Annotated in this window: 16 protein-coding genes; 4 read left to right on the top strand and 12 right to left on the bottom strand. The window is 33.8% G+C overall.

Going from position 1 to position 14851, the window contains the following annotated elements; genetic code table 11:
* Positions 1 to 227 precede the first annotated feature (227 nt).
* The 3 genes from CIGN_RS03835 to cysK are packed head-to-tail and all read left to right on the top strand — an operon-like array spanning position 228 to position 2827.
* Complete coding sequence (locus CIGN_RS03835) at positions 228 to 1499, top strand: O-acetylhomoserine aminocarboxypropyltransferase/cysteine synthase family protein (protein WP_086302268.1); 1272 nt, start codon at positions 228 to 230, stop codon at positions 1497 to 1499.
* Positions 1496 to 1909, top strand: a complete 414-nt coding sequence (locus CIGN_RS03830) for an RrF2 family transcriptional regulator (protein WP_086232121.1) — start codon at positions 1496 to 1498, stop codon at positions 1907 to 1909. The genes CIGN_RS03835 and CIGN_RS03830 overlap by 4 nt, the downstream gene beginning before the upstream one ends.
* A 9-nt stretch (positions 1910 to 1918) precedes the next feature.
* Positions 1919 to 2827, top strand: coding sequence for a cysteine synthase A (gene cysK, locus CIGN_RS03825; RefSeq protein ID WP_086228035.1), 909 nt, complete (start codon positions 1919 to 1921; stop codon positions 2825 to 2827).
* A gap of 27 nt (positions 2828 to 2854) precedes the next feature.
* On the opposite strand, the gene CIGN_RS03820 is transcribed toward cysK, so the two are convergent.
* The 12 genes from CIGN_RS03820 to CIGN_RS03765 all read right to left on the bottom strand — a co-directional run bounded on the left by CIGN_RS03820 (position 2855) and on the right by CIGN_RS03765 (position 13690).
* Positions 2855 to 3268: a hypothetical protein gene (locus CIGN_RS03820; RefSeq protein WP_086228036.1), complete on the bottom strand. Its 414-nt coding sequence runs from the start codon at positions 3266 to 3268 to the stop codon at positions 2855 to 2857.
* A 46-nt stretch (positions 3269 to 3314) separates the two neighbouring features.
* Complete coding sequence (locus CIGN_RS03815; protein WP_086224569.1) at positions 3315 to 3791, bottom strand: ankyrin repeat domain-containing protein; 477 nt, start codon at positions 3789 to 3791, stop codon at positions 3315 to 3317.
* Between the two features lie 83 nt (positions 3792 to 3874).
* Positions 3875 to 5308 (bottom strand): catalase, encoded by a 1434-nt coding sequence (locus tag CIGN_RS03810; RefSeq protein WP_086228038.1) that lies wholly within the window; start codon positions 5306 to 5308, stop codon positions 3875 to 3877.
* Positions 5309 to 5510: 202 nt separating this feature from the next.
* Positions 5511 to 6215 carry a carboxy-S-adenosyl-L-methionine synthase CmoA gene (gene cmoA, locus CIGN_RS03805; protein WP_086238380.1) on the bottom strand — a complete coding sequence of 235 codons (705 nt, stop codon included), beginning with the start codon at positions 6213 to 6215 and terminating at the stop codon, positions 5511 to 5513.
* The gene (locus tag CIGN_RS03800; RefSeq protein WP_086302266.1) at positions 6212 to 7105 is read right to left on the bottom strand and encodes a bifunctional riboflavin kinase/FAD synthetase; all 894 of its coding nucleotides are present in this window, start codon (positions 7103 to 7105) and stop codon (positions 6212 to 6214) included. The genes cmoA and CIGN_RS03800 overlap by 4 nt, the downstream gene beginning before the upstream one ends.
* Entirely contained in the window at positions 7074 to 7775 is a 702-nt protein-coding gene (tlyA, locus tag CIGN_RS03795; protein WP_086233154.1) for a 23S rRNA (cytidine-2'-O)-methyltransferase TlyA, read from the bottom strand. The genes CIGN_RS03800 and tlyA overlap by 32 nt, the downstream gene beginning before the upstream one ends.
* Positions 7765 to 9711, bottom strand: coding sequence for an NAD-dependent DNA ligase LigA (ligA, locus tag CIGN_RS03790; RefSeq protein ID WP_086302264.1), 1947 nt, complete (start codon positions 9709 to 9711; stop codon positions 7765 to 7767). Before ligA ends, tlyA begins: the two co-directional genes overlap by 11 nt.
* The gene (gene folP, locus CIGN_RS03785; protein WP_086302262.1) at positions 9708 to 10847 is read right to left on the bottom strand and encodes a dihydropteroate synthase; all 1140 of its coding nucleotides are present in this window, start codon (positions 10845 to 10847) and stop codon (positions 9708 to 9710) included. The genes ligA and folP overlap by 4 nt, the downstream gene beginning before the upstream one ends.
* Positions 10844 to 11467, bottom strand: coding sequence for a DNA polymerase III subunit delta' (locus CIGN_RS03780; RefSeq protein WP_086302260.1), 624 nt, complete (start codon positions 11465 to 11467; stop codon positions 10844 to 10846). Before CIGN_RS03780 ends, folP begins: the two co-directional genes overlap by 4 nt.
* The gene (locus tag CIGN_RS03775) at positions 11464 to 12003 is read right to left on the bottom strand and encodes a HobA family DNA replication regulator (RefSeq protein ID WP_086302258.1); all 540 of its coding nucleotides are present in this window, start codon (positions 12001 to 12003) and stop codon (positions 11464 to 11466) included. The genes CIGN_RS03780 and CIGN_RS03775 overlap by 4 nt, the downstream gene beginning before the upstream one ends.
* A complete protein-coding gene (locus CIGN_RS03770) occupies positions 12003 to 13220 on the bottom strand; it encodes an aspartate kinase (protein ID WP_086302257.1) in 1218 nt (405 codons plus the stop codon). The genes CIGN_RS03775 and CIGN_RS03770 overlap by 1 nt, the downstream gene beginning before the upstream one ends.
* Complete coding sequence (locus CIGN_RS03765; protein ID WP_086224579.1) at positions 13220 to 13690, bottom strand: RNA pyrophosphohydrolase; 471 nt, start codon at positions 13688 to 13690, stop codon at positions 13220 to 13222. Before CIGN_RS03765 ends, CIGN_RS03770 begins: the two co-directional genes overlap by 1 nt.
* Positions 13691 to 13803: 113 nt before the next feature.
* Here CIGN_RS03765 and hemW point away from each other — a divergent pair, with 113 nt between their 5' ends.
* Positions 13804 to 14838 (top strand): radical SAM family heme chaperone HemW, encoded by a 1035-nt coding sequence (hemW, locus tag CIGN_RS03760; protein WP_086302255.1) that lies wholly within the window; start codon positions 13804 to 13806, stop codon positions 14836 to 14838.
* The last annotated feature ends 13 nt before the right edge of the window (positions 14839 to 14851 follow it).

Here is a 14851-nt window from a genome sequence, read left to right as displayed (position 1 = left end):
ATTATACCTTGAATTGAAAAAAAAAAAAAATAAAAAATTAAAATTTATAATCATATATATAGATATATTTAAAAATAAATATAAATATAGTATATAATTTTAATATCCCTTTTTACCGAAAAAAATTGAATAAATTTAATAAAATATAGATATATTATTGATTTACTTGACATTATTAAATTTTTTTGCTACAATTTGCTTATTAATTTGAGTAAAAAGGAGATAAAATGCAAAAGGAAACTTTAGCAACACATTATGGTTATGATACAAAGGTTGGCACAGGTGCTATGTCAGTGCCTATTTATCAAAGTACAGCTTATGATTTTGGTACAGCTGAGACTGCGGCAAATAGATTTGCTCTAAAAGAGCTTGGGCCTATATATTCTCGTCTTACAAACCCAACTCTTGATATATTTGAAGCTCGTATTGCAGCTCTTGAAGGTGGTAAAGCGGCTATTAGCACTTCAAGTGGTCAAGCAGCAATATTCTTTGCAATTGCAAATTTAGCTGAAGCTGGCGACAATATAATAGTAGCTAAGAAAATTTATGGTGGTGCCACTACACTTCTAACTCACACTATTAAAAGATTTGGTATAAAAGCTAAAATTTTTGATTCTGATAGTGCTGATGATTTAGAAGGCTTGATAGATGATAAAACCAAGGCTATATTCTTTGAAACTCTATCAAATCCGCAAATAGCTATCGCAAATGTAGAAAAAATCGTTGAAATAGCTAACAAATATGGCGTAGTGACAGTAGCTGATAATACAGTTGCGACTCCAATTTTATTTAACCCAATCAAAAAAGGCGTAGATGTCGTAGTTCATAGTGCTAGCAAATATATCAGCGGACAAGGTATTAGCGTAGCTGGTGCCATCGTAGCTGGCGAACAACTAAACCAAAAATTAGTCGGCAACAAAAGATATGACCACTTCAATCTAGCCGATGAGAGCTATCACGGCTTAGTATATGCTGATTTGGTGGGGGCTTTTGATATCTATACTTTAAGAATTCGCCTAAGCCTATTAAGAGATATTGGCGCTACACTTTCAGCATTTAACGCTTGGCAATTAATACAAGGCTTAGAAACTCTAAGTATCAGAGTCAAAGAGCACTCTAAAAACGCACTAAAAGTAGCTGAGTTCTTAGAATCTCATCCAAAGGTAAAATCTGTAAATTACCCAGGCTTAAAAAGCTCAAATTTAAACGCATATGTCAAAGCTAATTTCACAGATGGCCTAGCTAGTGGGCTTTTAAGCTTTGAAGTAGTTGATTATGAAACAGCTAAAAAAGTGTTAGATAGCGTCAAAATCTTTAGCGTAGTCGTAAATATCGGTGATAGTAAATCCATAATCACTCACCCAGCTAGCACAACTCATCAACAAATTCCGGTTGATGAATTAGCAGCTACTGGCATTAGCCCAGGCTTAATACGCTTAAGCATAGGCCTAGAAAACGCTGATGATTTAATAAGCGATCTTCAAGAAGCATTAAAATGAGCCTACTTACAACCAAAGGTGTGTATGGCTTGATGGCTATTCTCGAGATATCAAAAGGAGATAGAAGCAATCCTATCTCCTTAAAAGATATCTCATTAGCTATAAATGTTTCAAAAAACTATTTAGAACAACTCTTAAATAGTCTTCGCAAAGATGGTATAGTAGGTAGCATTAAAGGAATTAAGGGTGGGTATTATCTTAGCAAACCTATAGATGAGATCACCCTTTATGATCTATTTAACAGCTTAGAAAATGAATTTAATCTAATAAATATAGAGTTAGAAAATAATCTATATAATCTATTTTTCAAAGAGTATAATGATAAGTTAAAAGAGCTTTTTATGCAGCCTTTAAGCAGTATTAAAATAGATCAAGCTCAAGCTGGTAAATATCTGAACTATATAATTTAAGGAATAAAGATGAAAATTGCAAATAGCGTAAGCGAATTAATCGGCAACACTCCGCTTATCAAAATAAATAAATTCGGCGTTGAGGCTAATATTTTAGCTAAATGCGAATTTCTAAATCCTAGCCACTCGGTTAAAGATAGAATCGCTTTAAATATGATTGAGAGCGCAATCGCAACTAATAAAATTGATAAAAGCACTACAATCATAGAACCAACAAGTGGCAACACAGGTGTAGGCCTAGCTATGATAGCAGCTGAGCGTGGGCTTAAAATTATTTTAACAATGCCAAGCTCAATGAGTATTGAGCGCCAAAAATTACTTAAAGCATTTGGTGCTGAGCTAGTATTAACAGATCCAAAATATGGTATGCAAGGTGCTGTAGATGAAGCATTAAGGTTATCAAAAGAGATACCAAATAGCTTTATCCCAAGTCAATTTGATAACCCTGCAAACCCAGAAATGCATAAAAAGACAACCGCACTTGAAATTTGGAATGATACAGATGGTAAGGTTGATATATTAGTCGCTGGATTTGGTACTGGCGGGACGGTAAGCGGTGTTGGCGAGATACTAAAATCTAAAAATCCAAATATCAAAGTAATCGCCGTTGAACCAGCCAAATCTCCACTTCTAAGCAAAGGTGAAGCCGGCCCACATATGATCCAAGGTATAGGTGCTAACTTCATACCAAAAAATTTAAATAGAGATGTTATAGATGAGTTTTTAACTGTCTCAAATGAAGATGCTATCGCAACTGCTAAAGCATTAGCTCAAAAAGAAGGATTATTAGTCGGGATATCAAGTGGAGCAAATATATACGCCGCTAGCCAAGTAGCAAAGGCAAATCCAGGCAAAACAATCGTAACAATCTTATGCGATACTGGCGAGAGATATCTATCAACTGTGCTTTATGATTAAAATTTTTTGGAGTGATTTCACTCCAAATCATATAACTGCAAATAACTTTTTAAGACTGCTATTTTCTAATTTTTCACTATCGTAGGCTGAATTTAATTTTTGTAAATCTTTTTTATACCTATCTAGTGTCTCTTCGATACTAGCAAGCGCTGCTGCTTTATCAGATGGATTCATATTTGAAACATCTAATGCCTTTAAAAGCTCGGCTCTTTTGATCTCTAATTGCTTTTCAATTTTCTCATTATTCATAATATTTACAGTATTCATTATACCGTATTTATTTATATTATCTCTAAAAGTATCAACGCTATCTACACTACTACTTTTGCTATCACTCTGTAGCATTTGAGATAATATATCTTTAAATTCAGCATCGCTTTTATAATGCTTTGAAGTGCCATATACTTCATTTTGATATTTTGATATATTATTTATTTGCATATTTTATCCTTAATAATTATTAGATAAAATAAGCAATTTTTATTCCTTAAGCAGCACTATTTTTACTAAATATTCCAAGTATTTTAGCACTTATTATTTTAAATATACCTCTTTTTTTACTCTTACTTAATAGATACTTAGCAATTTCTGCTCTATTAAACATAATAGCAAAACTATATGGAGTAAGCCCCATTCCATTATTTGCATCGATATTAGCTCCTGCTTCTACAAGTAGCTTAACTATTTCAAGATTCCCTTTAAAGCATACTCCAGCTAGCGGGGTTTGACCTCGATCGTTTCTCTCATCAACATTTGCACCACGCTCTAAAAGCATCTTAGTTGTCTCATATGCGCCATTATAACTAGCTAGCATTAACAGACTATCGCCTTTATGATTTTTAAGATTTACATTTAATCCTGCATTTAACATTAACTCTAGCTGAGCAAATTCATTATTTCTAGCAAAATTAAATGCATATCCGCACAGCTCTTCATAGCGTTTTTCTTCTTCTGGAGTTATCATTTTCTATCCTTATTGTAAATTTAAATTCCATTTTTATGATACTTAAATTTACAATATGTCCCCCAAATATGGGGGATGTTTTATTATTTAGCCAAAGCTGCTTTAACGCCTTTTGCGTATTCTGGGTCTATCTGTTCAAAGTGATTAATCGCTCTTTGGATTATCTCATCTTTGACCCCTTCCATACTCTCAGCGATATTAGAGTATAATCTATCTTTTTCATCAGCCGGAAGTATCTTATATAAAGCTCTTGCATCTGTGTAGTAATCAGCATAATGCTCTCTATGGCTAAATCTTTGCGCTATATCACCAATAGCTAGATCTGGCTCAGCAAATTTAGCACTCTCTACTGGCCCACCAAAGCTATTTGGCTCATAATATGCTGATTTTTCTTGTGCATAGCTACCATTATTCATAGCTCCACCTACATAGTAGTTATTGACTTCAACTATTGGCTTATTAACTTCAAGTTGTTGATAATGCACACCAACTCTATATCTTTGAGCATCTGGATAGCTAAAAATTCTAGCTTGCAGCATTCTATCTGGGCTATATCCGATACCTGGGACTATATTGCTTGGGCTAAATGCTGCTTGTTCTACTTCGTTAAAGTAGTTTTCAGGATTTTTATTTAAGGTCATCACACCAACTGGTATTAGCGGATAATCGGCGTGTGGCCAAATTTTGGTTAGGTCAAATGGGTTGAATTTAGCATTATTTGCTTGTTCTTCACTCATAATTTGAATTTTAAAATCCCACTGAGGGAACTCACCTCTATCAATTGCCTCATATAGATCTCTTTGATGGCTCTCACGGCATTTACCGATAAGCTCAGCAGCTTCTTTGTTTGTTAGATTTTTGATACCTTGGCGAGTTTTGAAGTGAAATTTAACCCAAAATCTCTCACCATTTTGATTTATTAAGCTATATGTATGACTGCCAAAACCATGCATATGACGATAACTTGCTGGAATTCCTCTATCGCTCATTAAGATCATTACTTGGTGCATTGTCTCAGGGTTTAGCGTCCAAAAATCCCACGCAGCATTTGCTGATCTTAAGTGTGTTCTTGGGTCTCTTTTTTGCGAGTGGATAAAATCTGGGAATTTCATACCATCTTTGATAAAAAATGTCGGTGTATTATTACCTACTAAGTCCCAATTGCCCTCTTTAGTATAAAATTTAATTGCAAATCCTCTAACATCTCTTTCTGCATCTGCTGCACCAGCCTCACCAGCAACCGTGCTAAAGCGTAAAAATAATTTAGTTTTTTCACCTTTTTGAAGTACATTTGCTTTAGTATATCTACTAATATCTTCAGTAATCTCTAAAACACCATATGCACCACTACCCTTAGCATGAACTGTTCTTTCTGGGATTCTCTCTCTATTTTGAAATGCAAGTTTTTCAATCAATTGATAATCTTGAAGTAATACTGGGCCCTTAGCACCTGCTGTGATACTAAACTGATTTGAGCTAATCGGATTTCCGCTAGCTGTATTTAATTGTTTTGCCATATAATTTTCCTTTTTAATAAATTTAATATGTAGCAAAATTATATGGATTTTTTTAAAATATTTTGTAAATAATAAAAATTATTATTTACAAAATATAAAACTATTTTTTCTAAGGATATTTTATAAATATTGGTTTTAGTGCAATCTTAGTATGATTAAAATTGATATTAAAATCAAATATTAACCCATTTTAATTAATAGTTTATTTAAAAGCTATAAAAGAAGCAAAATTTGCCCATTTAAAAAATGTCTCTACGCTGCTAAATCCAGCATTTTTACATAGCTCTTTATTCTCATTTTCACTATATGGTATCAAAACATTTTCTAACGCTTGACGCTTTTGAGCTATCTCAAATTTAGAGTAACCTTGAGCTTCTTTATACTCTTGATATATATTAATCATCTCTAAATCTAGCTTTTTATCATCATATACTAGCTTTTCACTAAATACAAATAAACCATCATATTCCAAACTAGCAAAAATTTTCTTTACAAAATCATCTCTTTTAATAGGTCTAATAAACTGTAATGTATAATTTAAAAGCACTGCATCAGCCTTGCCATAATCATATTCTAAAATATCAGCTTGTATAAGATTAAGCTTTGCACCATATCCATTAGCCCTATTTGTAGCTCTTTGTAACATAGCAGGACTACTATCTAAACCTACAAGTTCAAGATCAGGACGCAATCTATAAAGTTCTAAAAGCGTAGTAGCAGTAGAGCATCCAAGATCGACAACTTTAGCATCCTGCCCTAATCTTTTAGATAAAAATAAAACAATAAGCTCTTGAGTCTGTTTATAAAATGGCACCGATCTAGATACCATATCATCAAATACACTAGCTACACTTTCATCAAATTCAAACTGCTTGCTTATTACATTTTTAAAGACCTCATCTCTCACTTATAAACCCCTTCTAAATTTCTTGAGTGCAAGCTTATCTCATCTATGCTTAAATCACAGCTTTTAGCAACATTTTTAGCTATTATTATATCTTTTGCGATCTGATTTTTAAGCTCATCAAGGCTATCAAATTTCTTATTATCTCTAATCCACTCTACAAAGCAAACTCTCACACTACTAGGCGTTACATCTATATCATTATCTAAGATATGATTTTCAATAGCAAACTCGCCATCAGTACTAAGCCTATATCCAACAAATGTTATAGAGCTATAAGTGGTATTATCTATCTTTGTCCTTGTAGCATATACTCCATCTTTAGGCACTAGATATGGGGTTATATCTAAATTTAAAGTTGGATATAGATATTTTTTGCCAATTCCTTGACCATCTACAACCCTACCAACTACGCTATACTCACGCCCTAAAAGCCTATTGGCCCTATATATATCACCATCGCGTAAAAATCTTCTAATAGCTGAACTATGCACTCCAAGCCCATCAAAGCAAAACTCATCTACCACAACCACTTCACCATCAAATAGATGCTTTAAATCGTGCTTATCCCATGCTCTATCTTTGCCAAATTTAAAATCATAACCAACTACAATTTTTTTTAAATTCACAAAATCTTTTTTAAGCATATCTATAAACTCATCACCCCTAAGCCCAGATATATCATCTAAATCATAGTAAAAACACGGCACACCGCTATACTCTTGGCGTCTATCTCCTGGAGTTAAACAAGCTCTGCCATTGCATATTACAACCAAAGCGCCACCATCGCCAAGCTTTTTAATTAACTCTTTATGTCCTTTGTGAATACCATCAAAACTTCCAATAGCTACAGATTTTACACTACTTTTTGAAATAGTAGAATAGTTCAATATTGCCTTCCTTGCCTTTTATTTTTGATTCACTTTTTTTAATTAACTTCCAACCTAAAGCATTACACTGAGTCTCAAAATTTATCATCGCTTTATTTATAGCTTTTTCATCTTTTACTACACCATTTTTGGTGCGTTTAGCATTTATTCCCACCTCAAACTGCGGCTTAAATAATAGTATAATATCATCAAGTGCAAGTCTATCAATATGCATAATAATATTTAACAACGAAATAAAGCTCACATCAGCAGTAATAAGATCAAATTTAAACTCACTTACAAAATCTCTAATATCTCTATTTTCTTGAATTATTACTCTGCTATCATCTCTTAAATTTGCACTAAGTTGCATAGTTCCTACATCAAGAGCTGTAACTTGCTTAATGCCATTTTCTAATAGAATTTGCACAAAGCCTCCTGTGCTTGAGCCAATATCTAAAGCAATTTTATCTTTTAAATTTAGCTTAATCTCGTCTAAAAATCCAGCCAATTTAAGTGCTGCTCTACTAACATAAATTTGAGATTTTATCTCTATGATTTGATCTTTATCAATCTCTTGGCTAGCTTTTTTGATAATTTTTGAATCAGCCAATACTACGCCATTTTCTATAAGTCCAGCTGCTTGATTTCTACTAATATTTAAAGCCTTTGATACAGCTAGATCAGCTCTCATTTTTTAATCTTTCATACTCTATCTCATCTATTATTTTAATACCTAAAGATAGAGCCTTTTGATATTTACTTCCGCTTGACTCTCCACTTAATACAAAATCACTTTTAGATGATACTGACCCGCTAACCTTTGCTCCAAAGCTCTCTAATTCAGCCTTAATCTCATCTCTAGGGCGAGAAAGAGTGCCAGTTATTACTACCGTTTTACCGCTAAATATATTTTGAGTAGTGTTTATTTCATCTATAATTGGAGTTATATACTCTAATAACTCTACTACTTTGATATGATTAACACGCATAAACTCCAAATAGCTAAGCGCCATCGCTTCGCCAAAACCATCTAAATTTAAAAGCTCATCCATACTAAGGTCTAGCCATTTGTTAGGATAAACTGTAGCTATCTTTTTAGCTGCTACTTCACCAATATGTTCAATCCCAAGCGAAGTTATAAATCTATGAAGTGGTGGTCTTTGACTTGCTTTTATAGCATTTAGAGTATTTTCAATTTTTTTACTCTTAAAACCCTCTAATCCATCAAAACTAGAACTATCTAATCTATATATATCAATTATACTTGAGATTTTACCATTTTTATAAAGAAGCTCTATAATTGCATCACCAAGACCATCTATATTCATACACTTCTTAGAAGCAAAATATATAATAGAGCTTACAACTCTAGCCTTGCAATTTAGATTTTGACACTTAATAAACGCCCCTTCATCTAAAAGCTCACTTCCACACTCAGGGCATTTGCATGGACGACTTATCGCTACTTCTTGGCCATCTCTTCTAGCCTTATATACATCAGTAATCTTAGGTATTACATCGCCACTTCTAATCACGCAAACCATATCGCCCTTCATAAGACCTAGACGCTCAATCTCATCGAAGTTATGTAATGTAACATTTCTAACAAAAGCCCCATCAATCTCAACCCCATCAAGAACTCCAACAGGCGTAACTACACCTGTTCTGCCAACTTGCAAGGCTACATCTATAAGCTTAGCTGATTTTTGAATAGCTGGAAATTTATAAGCTACCATAAATTTAGGAAATTTTACTGTAAATCCTAATTCATCGCATTTTGACAAGCTATTAACACGAACTACCATACCATCCATCATTATAGGCTTTTCATCTCTTAAAGATAAAAGCTCATCATAAGCTTGTCTAATCTCATCTATACTATTACAAACCCTAACAAAATCATCCCTTAAAAATCCTAAAGATCTAACAAAATCCATCATATCACTATGAGTGCTAAATTTAAGCTCATTTGCACCCACGCCCCATGGATAAAATTTCAATCTTCTAGATTTGGTTATGCTAGAATCTAGCTGTCTTAGGCTACCAGCGGCTGCATTTCTAGGATTAGCTAGTAAATTTTGACCATCTTTAGCACGATTAGCATTAATCTTTTCAAAATCACTTTTAGTTATAACCACTTCACCTCTAATTTCAATAAGACCGCTATATGGAATCTGTAAAGGAACAGAACTAATAACCCTAGCATTGCTAGTAACATCTTCACCAATGGATCCATCACCCCTTGTAGCTGCACTTATTAAGACTCCATTTTCATAGGTTAAATTCAAGCTTGCACCATCAAATTTAGGCTCTACAAAAAATCTTTGTGAGCGTTTATCCCCTCGCTCTATCCACGCCAAAAGCTCATCATCGCTAAAAATATCTTCCATCGACCACATTCTAGCTTTGTGGGCTAGCTTCTCAAACTGCTCTAAAATCTCGCCACCAACTCTATTAGTAGGCGAAAATATCACTTTTAAATTTGGATTTTGGCTCTCAAACTCAGCTACCTTATGATATAAAGCATCATACTCATCATCACTTGCCATAGGTGTATCATCTGTGTAGTAGGCTCTAGCCCAATCATTTAGCTTATTTACTGCTTCTAAATACTCTTTATGATTCATACTATCTCTAAATCCTTATATGCATTATGCAATTTTAACATCTGTATATGCTCTTTAGGGTCGTGTGTGCGAATGATACTAGCTCCATTTTCTATCGCTTTTTGATGTAGATACAAACTCCCAGCTAAACGCTCATCTACGCTACTTGGGCTGTAATAATCTATCATAGATTTTCTACTAGCACCTACTAAAAGCGGATATCCAAAAGACAAAAAATGCTCTAAATGCTTAATCAAAGCCATATTATCACGAGCAGTTTTGCCAAATCCTATACCTATATCAAGATAAATTTGCTTAGCCTTAGACTCTTTAATCTCTTCTAATTTTTGAGCGAAAAACTCACTTATAAGCCCTAAAATATCGCTATCTTTGACATTGATTTGCATAGTTTTAGGATCGCCATTTTTATGCATTAGACAATACTTGGCATTGTATCTACCGGCTAAAAAAGCCAAATTTGGATCTGCGGTTATATCATTAACAAAGCTAAATCCATGATCTAGCGCATACTCCAAACACAATGGATCAAAGCTATCAAGGCTAAACTCCACCCTCTCATAAAGCCTATTAGCATAGATTAGATCTACAACTGGCTTAACTCTTTGAAATTCAGCCTTAGCACCGATATACTCACTCCCTGGCCGTGAACTTACCATACCTATATCTATATAATCGGCACCCAAATCAATCACGCTCTCAATGCGCAAAATCGCATCATCAATGCCAACTCTACTTGCTGGATTGAAGCTATCATTATTGAAATTTAAAACCGCCATAATCTCGCATTTTGATGGTTTTGTAAATGAATTTGATAGAAATTTAGCCAATTTATCTAGGCCAAAATCTTGAGCTAGCTCCTTTTTGGCTAGAATTTGAATTTGCTTATCATTTGCTATTAAAAGTGCGTTTTCTAATCCCACGCCACCAAAAATTGCGTTATGAGAACTTACCAATTCAGCACCGATACTAAGGGCATCTTGCTTTAAGATATTTACGGCTACAGCCTTTATATCTTTAATTAAAATGAAATTTAAATTTGCCTTTTTTCTCATAATTTTCGCCCCACTTTTGTGTGGTGATATAAAGTGGCAAATTTGGTCAAAATCGCTATCTGTATTTAATTTATACGCTCTCATTTTATCCTTTGCATTATTAGTAAAAGTAGCGGTAAAAGCGTGGTTTGAGCTTTGGAATTTAGATCTGTAATTCTATATAATTTATTAAAGTATATATAATCTTCATGGGTAAATTTAACCCCATTTTTGACTGCGTCTATTATTATGGATTTAAGTAAATTTAGAAGTTGAGTTTTGCTTAATTTATCACTCTTTTCAAGTGCTGTTTGAGTAGATACATACTCATTGATATAACTTAAATTTAGCTTAGTAAAGTCTATTCCCGTTGGCTCACTTTTGGTTAATTTAACCCTATTTTCTATACTTAATCTAGAGCGAATTGTCGGTAAAAATATATTTTTAGCTGGTGCGACTAAGACAAAGATTATATTTCTTGGTGGCTCTTCAAGGATTTTAAGTAGAGCATTTTGTGACTCAATGCCATATTTATTAGCCATAATTAGCAAAACTTTTGGCTCTTTTTCTGCAATATATGCTTGTGATAATATCTCTTTTACACCATCTATAAGCAAACTCTCATATTCAAAAATTTTTAGATACTCAGGCTTTAAGAGTTGAGAATACTCAATCTTAATACTCTCAAAATCATCACTAATGATAATCTTACTATCTAAACTCAAAGCTCAACCTGACCAAACAATACAGCATCAATAGTGCGATCAAATAGTCTAAACATAGATAAAAGCTTAAAATCCAAATTCTCATCTGTAGAGCTAAGATAGAAGCTATTTTCTGCTTGTTCGTCAAATAGCCACATATAGCTACTGGTGCGATTTTTAGCTATTGCGCATAGTTTTGAGCTGCTTTTACCAATGTAAAAATATACAAATCCATTTGGAAATGCGATACTAAGCATATCATCAAGCAAGCTTATCTCCTCTTTGGAATTTATATCATTTAATCTTGGATATAAAGATTTAAGCGAGATAAACGGCAATATGGGGCGATGAGAGCCTTTGCGATTAATACTGCGTAAAAAATAGTTCTCAAACCAATCTCTATCTTCATCGCATATTACAATAAACGGCGCTCCATCAATCAAATATCTAAGCCTAGATGCAAGTAGTGGCGCCCACTCTAGACGCCTCTCTTCCATCCAGCTTAGCTCCTTGCTTGAACTCCTAATAGCGTCCAAACTCCATTTGATTAGATCCATTACTTCTCTAACTCATAAGCTTTATGAAGTGCTCTAACAGCTAATTCGCCATATTTTGCTGCTACTATCATTGAAATTTTAATCTCACTTGTAGAGATCATCTGAATATTAATCCCCTCATTTGCCAACACAGAAAACGCCATAGATGCTATACCGCTATGACTTTTCATACCTACGCCTACTACGCTTACTTTGACTACTTCGCTATCTATCTCAATAGATTTTGCGCTACCGTCATCAACAACATTTCTAGCCGCTTCCATCTCATTTTGAGGCACTGTAAAGCCAAGACTTGTAGTACCATCTTCGTGGCTTGTATTTTGGATAATCATATCTACATTTATATTTTTATCAGCTAATTTTTTAAAGATACTAGCAGCAACTCCTGGCTTATCTACAACCCCTCTCATAGTTACTCTTGCTTGATTTTTATCTAGTGCTATACCGCTTATTAGTGCTTGTTCCATTCCTGATGTATTCATATCCGCTTCTCCTGTTATTAGTGTTCCTTCATTATTGTTAAAACTACTTCTAGTGACCAATTTCACCTTTAATTTTTTAGCTAACTCTACACTTCTATTTTGTAATACCTTCGCCCCCATACTAGCTAGCTCTAGCATCTCATCGTAGCTGATTTTATCAAGTTTTCTAGCCTTAGGCTCGATTCTTGGGTCTGTGGTATATACCCCATCTACATCGGTATAAATTTCACACAAATCAGCATCCAACGCTCCAGCCACAGCCACAGCGCTAAGATCGCTTCCGCCACGCCCAAGAGTTGTTATATCTCCATCTTTTGTGACCCCTTGAAATCCAGCTACTACGACTATTTTGCCTTCTTTTAGCGCCTCTTTTATCTTTTTGCCATCTATATCGATAATCCTAGCTTTAGTAAAATCATCATTAGTGATAATCCCAGCCATATCACCGCTAAATGCTACAGCCTTATAACCTTTTGAATTTAATGCTATTGAAAGAAGTGAGCTTGTAACTCTCTCACCAGAGCTAAGTAGCATATCCATATCAGCGCTTTGTGGCTGAATTTTAGCAAAATGCTCAGCATATTCTATTAACTGATTAGTTACCCCGCTCATAGCTGAAACTACTACTACTACATCATTTCCAGCATCTTTTGTAGCGATTACTCTCTTAGCTACTTCTTCTATTCTTTCTAAATTCCCAACACTAGTTCCGCCATATTTTTGTACAATTAGCATTATATAAACCCTTCATCTTTAAAATATTTAAGCACCTTAGCATAAGCACCCTTTTTAAAGTGATTAACCTTGCTTAATACATCATTTACAGGCATAAAGCAGTAATCATCAAATTCAGGATGTTTAGTCGCTAAATCTATTTTTGCATTTGGCTTTAATCTAACCAAAAAATATCTCTGAGTCTGTCCATCATATGGAGCCATCTTTTTAGCTATGCTTTTAGGGAAATCATACTCTAGCCACTTAGGGTGCTCACACAAAATTTCTATTTCATTTGTTCCTATCTCCTCTTCAAGCTCTCTAAAAAGAGCCTCCTTAGGTGATTCACCCTCATCAATTCCACCTTGTGGAAACTGCCAAGCACCGCTAATATCGTGCCTTTGGGCGATAAATACCTTACACTCTAAAGGATAAGATGGAGATAAGATAATAGCCGCTACATTTGGGCGATATCTCTTGCCTTTATCCATTTTTTGTTCCTAAAAATTTGGTAAAATCCTACCTTAAAAGCGTTTAAAGTTTAATAAATCAACTAAATTTAATAAATTATTTGTTAAATTTAGAATAAATTTTAGGACAAAAGTTGCATATTTATATCCATATTCCATTTTGTGAATCCAAGTGTCCATATTGTGCTTTTGGCTCTCATAGTGATAAATTTAATATAACTAAAGAGTATTTTAAAGCCCTAGTCAAAGAGATAAAAAGCATAAAATTCAAAGATAAAATCTCTACAATTTTCATAGGTGGCGGCACTCCTAGTAGTGTTGAAGCTGGGTTATATGATGAGATTTTTGAGTATTTAGTGCCAAATTTAGATATCAATTGCGAAATCACTAGCGAAGCAAACCCAAACTCAGCGAATTTAAATTGGCTAAAATATATGAGAAAACTCGGCGTAAATCGCCTAAGCCTTGGTGCGCAAAGCTTTAATGAAAATAAGCTTAAATTTCTAGGTAGAATTCACGACTCAAAAAGAGTCTTTAAAGCCATAAAAGATGCTAAAATAGCTGGTTTTACAAATATAAATGTAGATATAATGTATGGCACCAAGCTAGATACAAAAGCCTTGCTATCTAGTGAAATTCAAGCTCTAAACAAGCTAGAAATTACGCATATATCAGCTTATAGCTTAATGCTTGAGAGTAAATTTAGCTCTAAAAAATCATATCAAAAAGATAGCCCAATCTTAGCTAAATATCTTATAAATTCACTTGAAAATATCGGATTTAAGCAGTATGAAATATCTAATTTTGGTCAAATTTGTAATCACAATCTAAGCTATTGGCGTGGCGATGATTACTATGGATTTGGTGCGTATGCTGTGGGGACAACTGGATTTAAAAGATACAAAGGTGCTACTAATCTTAGAAGTTATATCGATAATCCTTTTAAAAAATCTATTGAAATTTTAAATGATGAAAACAAAAGAGATGAAAGAGTCTTTTTAGGGCTTAGGAGCTGTGTCGGGGTTGATTTATTAGATTTAAGCTTAGAGATGAGGCAAAGAGCTAAAATCTTAATTGAAGAGAAAAAATTGATATTAGAAAATGAGAGAATCTATAATCCAAATTTTTTATTAGCTGATGAGATATTTTTGTATTTAAGCCAGCCTTAAAGGCCAGCTTATA

Origin of the sequence: Campylobacter devanensis (assembly GCF_002139915.1) — a bacterium.
In the GTDB taxonomy this organism is placed as follows: Bacteria; Campylobacterota; Campylobacteria; order Campylobacterales; family Campylobacteraceae; genus Campylobacter; species Campylobacter devanensis.
Note: the sequence above shows the minus strand (reverse complement) of the source record. Positions and strands in the feature narration are given on the sequence as shown.

Bases quoted from the DNA above. Each gene is read 5' to 3' on its own strand.
- CIGN_RS03835 (WP_086302268.1), top strand. From the start codon at position 228: ATGCAAAAGGAAACTTTAGCAACACATTATGGTTATGATACAAAGGTT.
- CIGN_RS03830 (WP_086232121.1), top strand. From the start codon at position 1,496: ATGAGCCTACTTACAACCAAAGGTGTGTATGGCTTGATGGCTATTCTC.
- cysK (WP_086228035.1), top strand. From the start codon at position 1,919: ATGAAAATTGCAAATAGCGTAAGCGAATTAATCGGCAACACTCCGCTT.
- CIGN_RS03820 (WP_086228036.1), bottom strand. From the start codon at position 3,268: ATGCAAATAAATAATATATCAAAATATCAAAATGAAGTATATGGCACT.
- CIGN_RS03815 (WP_086224569.1), bottom strand. From the start codon at position 3,791: ATGATAACTCCAGAAGAAGAAAAACGCTATGAAGAGCTGTGCGGATAT.
- CIGN_RS03810 (WP_086228038.1), bottom strand. From the start codon at position 5,308: ATGGCAAAACAATTAAATACAGCTAGCGGAAATCCGATTAGCTCAAAT.
- tlyA (WP_086233154.1), bottom strand. From the start codon at position 7,775: ATGAGAGCTGATCTAGCTGTATCAAAGGCTTTAAATATTAGTAGAAAT.
- ligA (WP_086302264.1), bottom strand. From the start codon at position 9,711: ATGAATCATAAAGAGTATTTAGAAGCAGTAAATAAGCTAAATGATTGG.
- folP (WP_086302262.1), bottom strand. From the start codon at position 10,847: ATGAGAGCGTATAAATTAAATACAGATAGCGATTTTGACCAAATTTGC.
- CIGN_RS03775 (WP_086302258.1), bottom strand. From the start codon at position 12,003: ATGGATCTAATCAAATGGAGTTTGGACGCTATTAGGAGTTCAAGCAAG.
- CIGN_RS03770 (WP_086302257.1), bottom strand. From the start codon at position 13,220: ATGCTAATTGTACAAAAATATGGCGGAACTAGTGTTGGGAATTTAGAA.
- CIGN_RS03765 (WP_086224579.1), bottom strand. From the start codon at position 13,690: ATGGATAAAGGCAAGAGATATCGCCCAAATGTAGCGGCTATTATCTTA.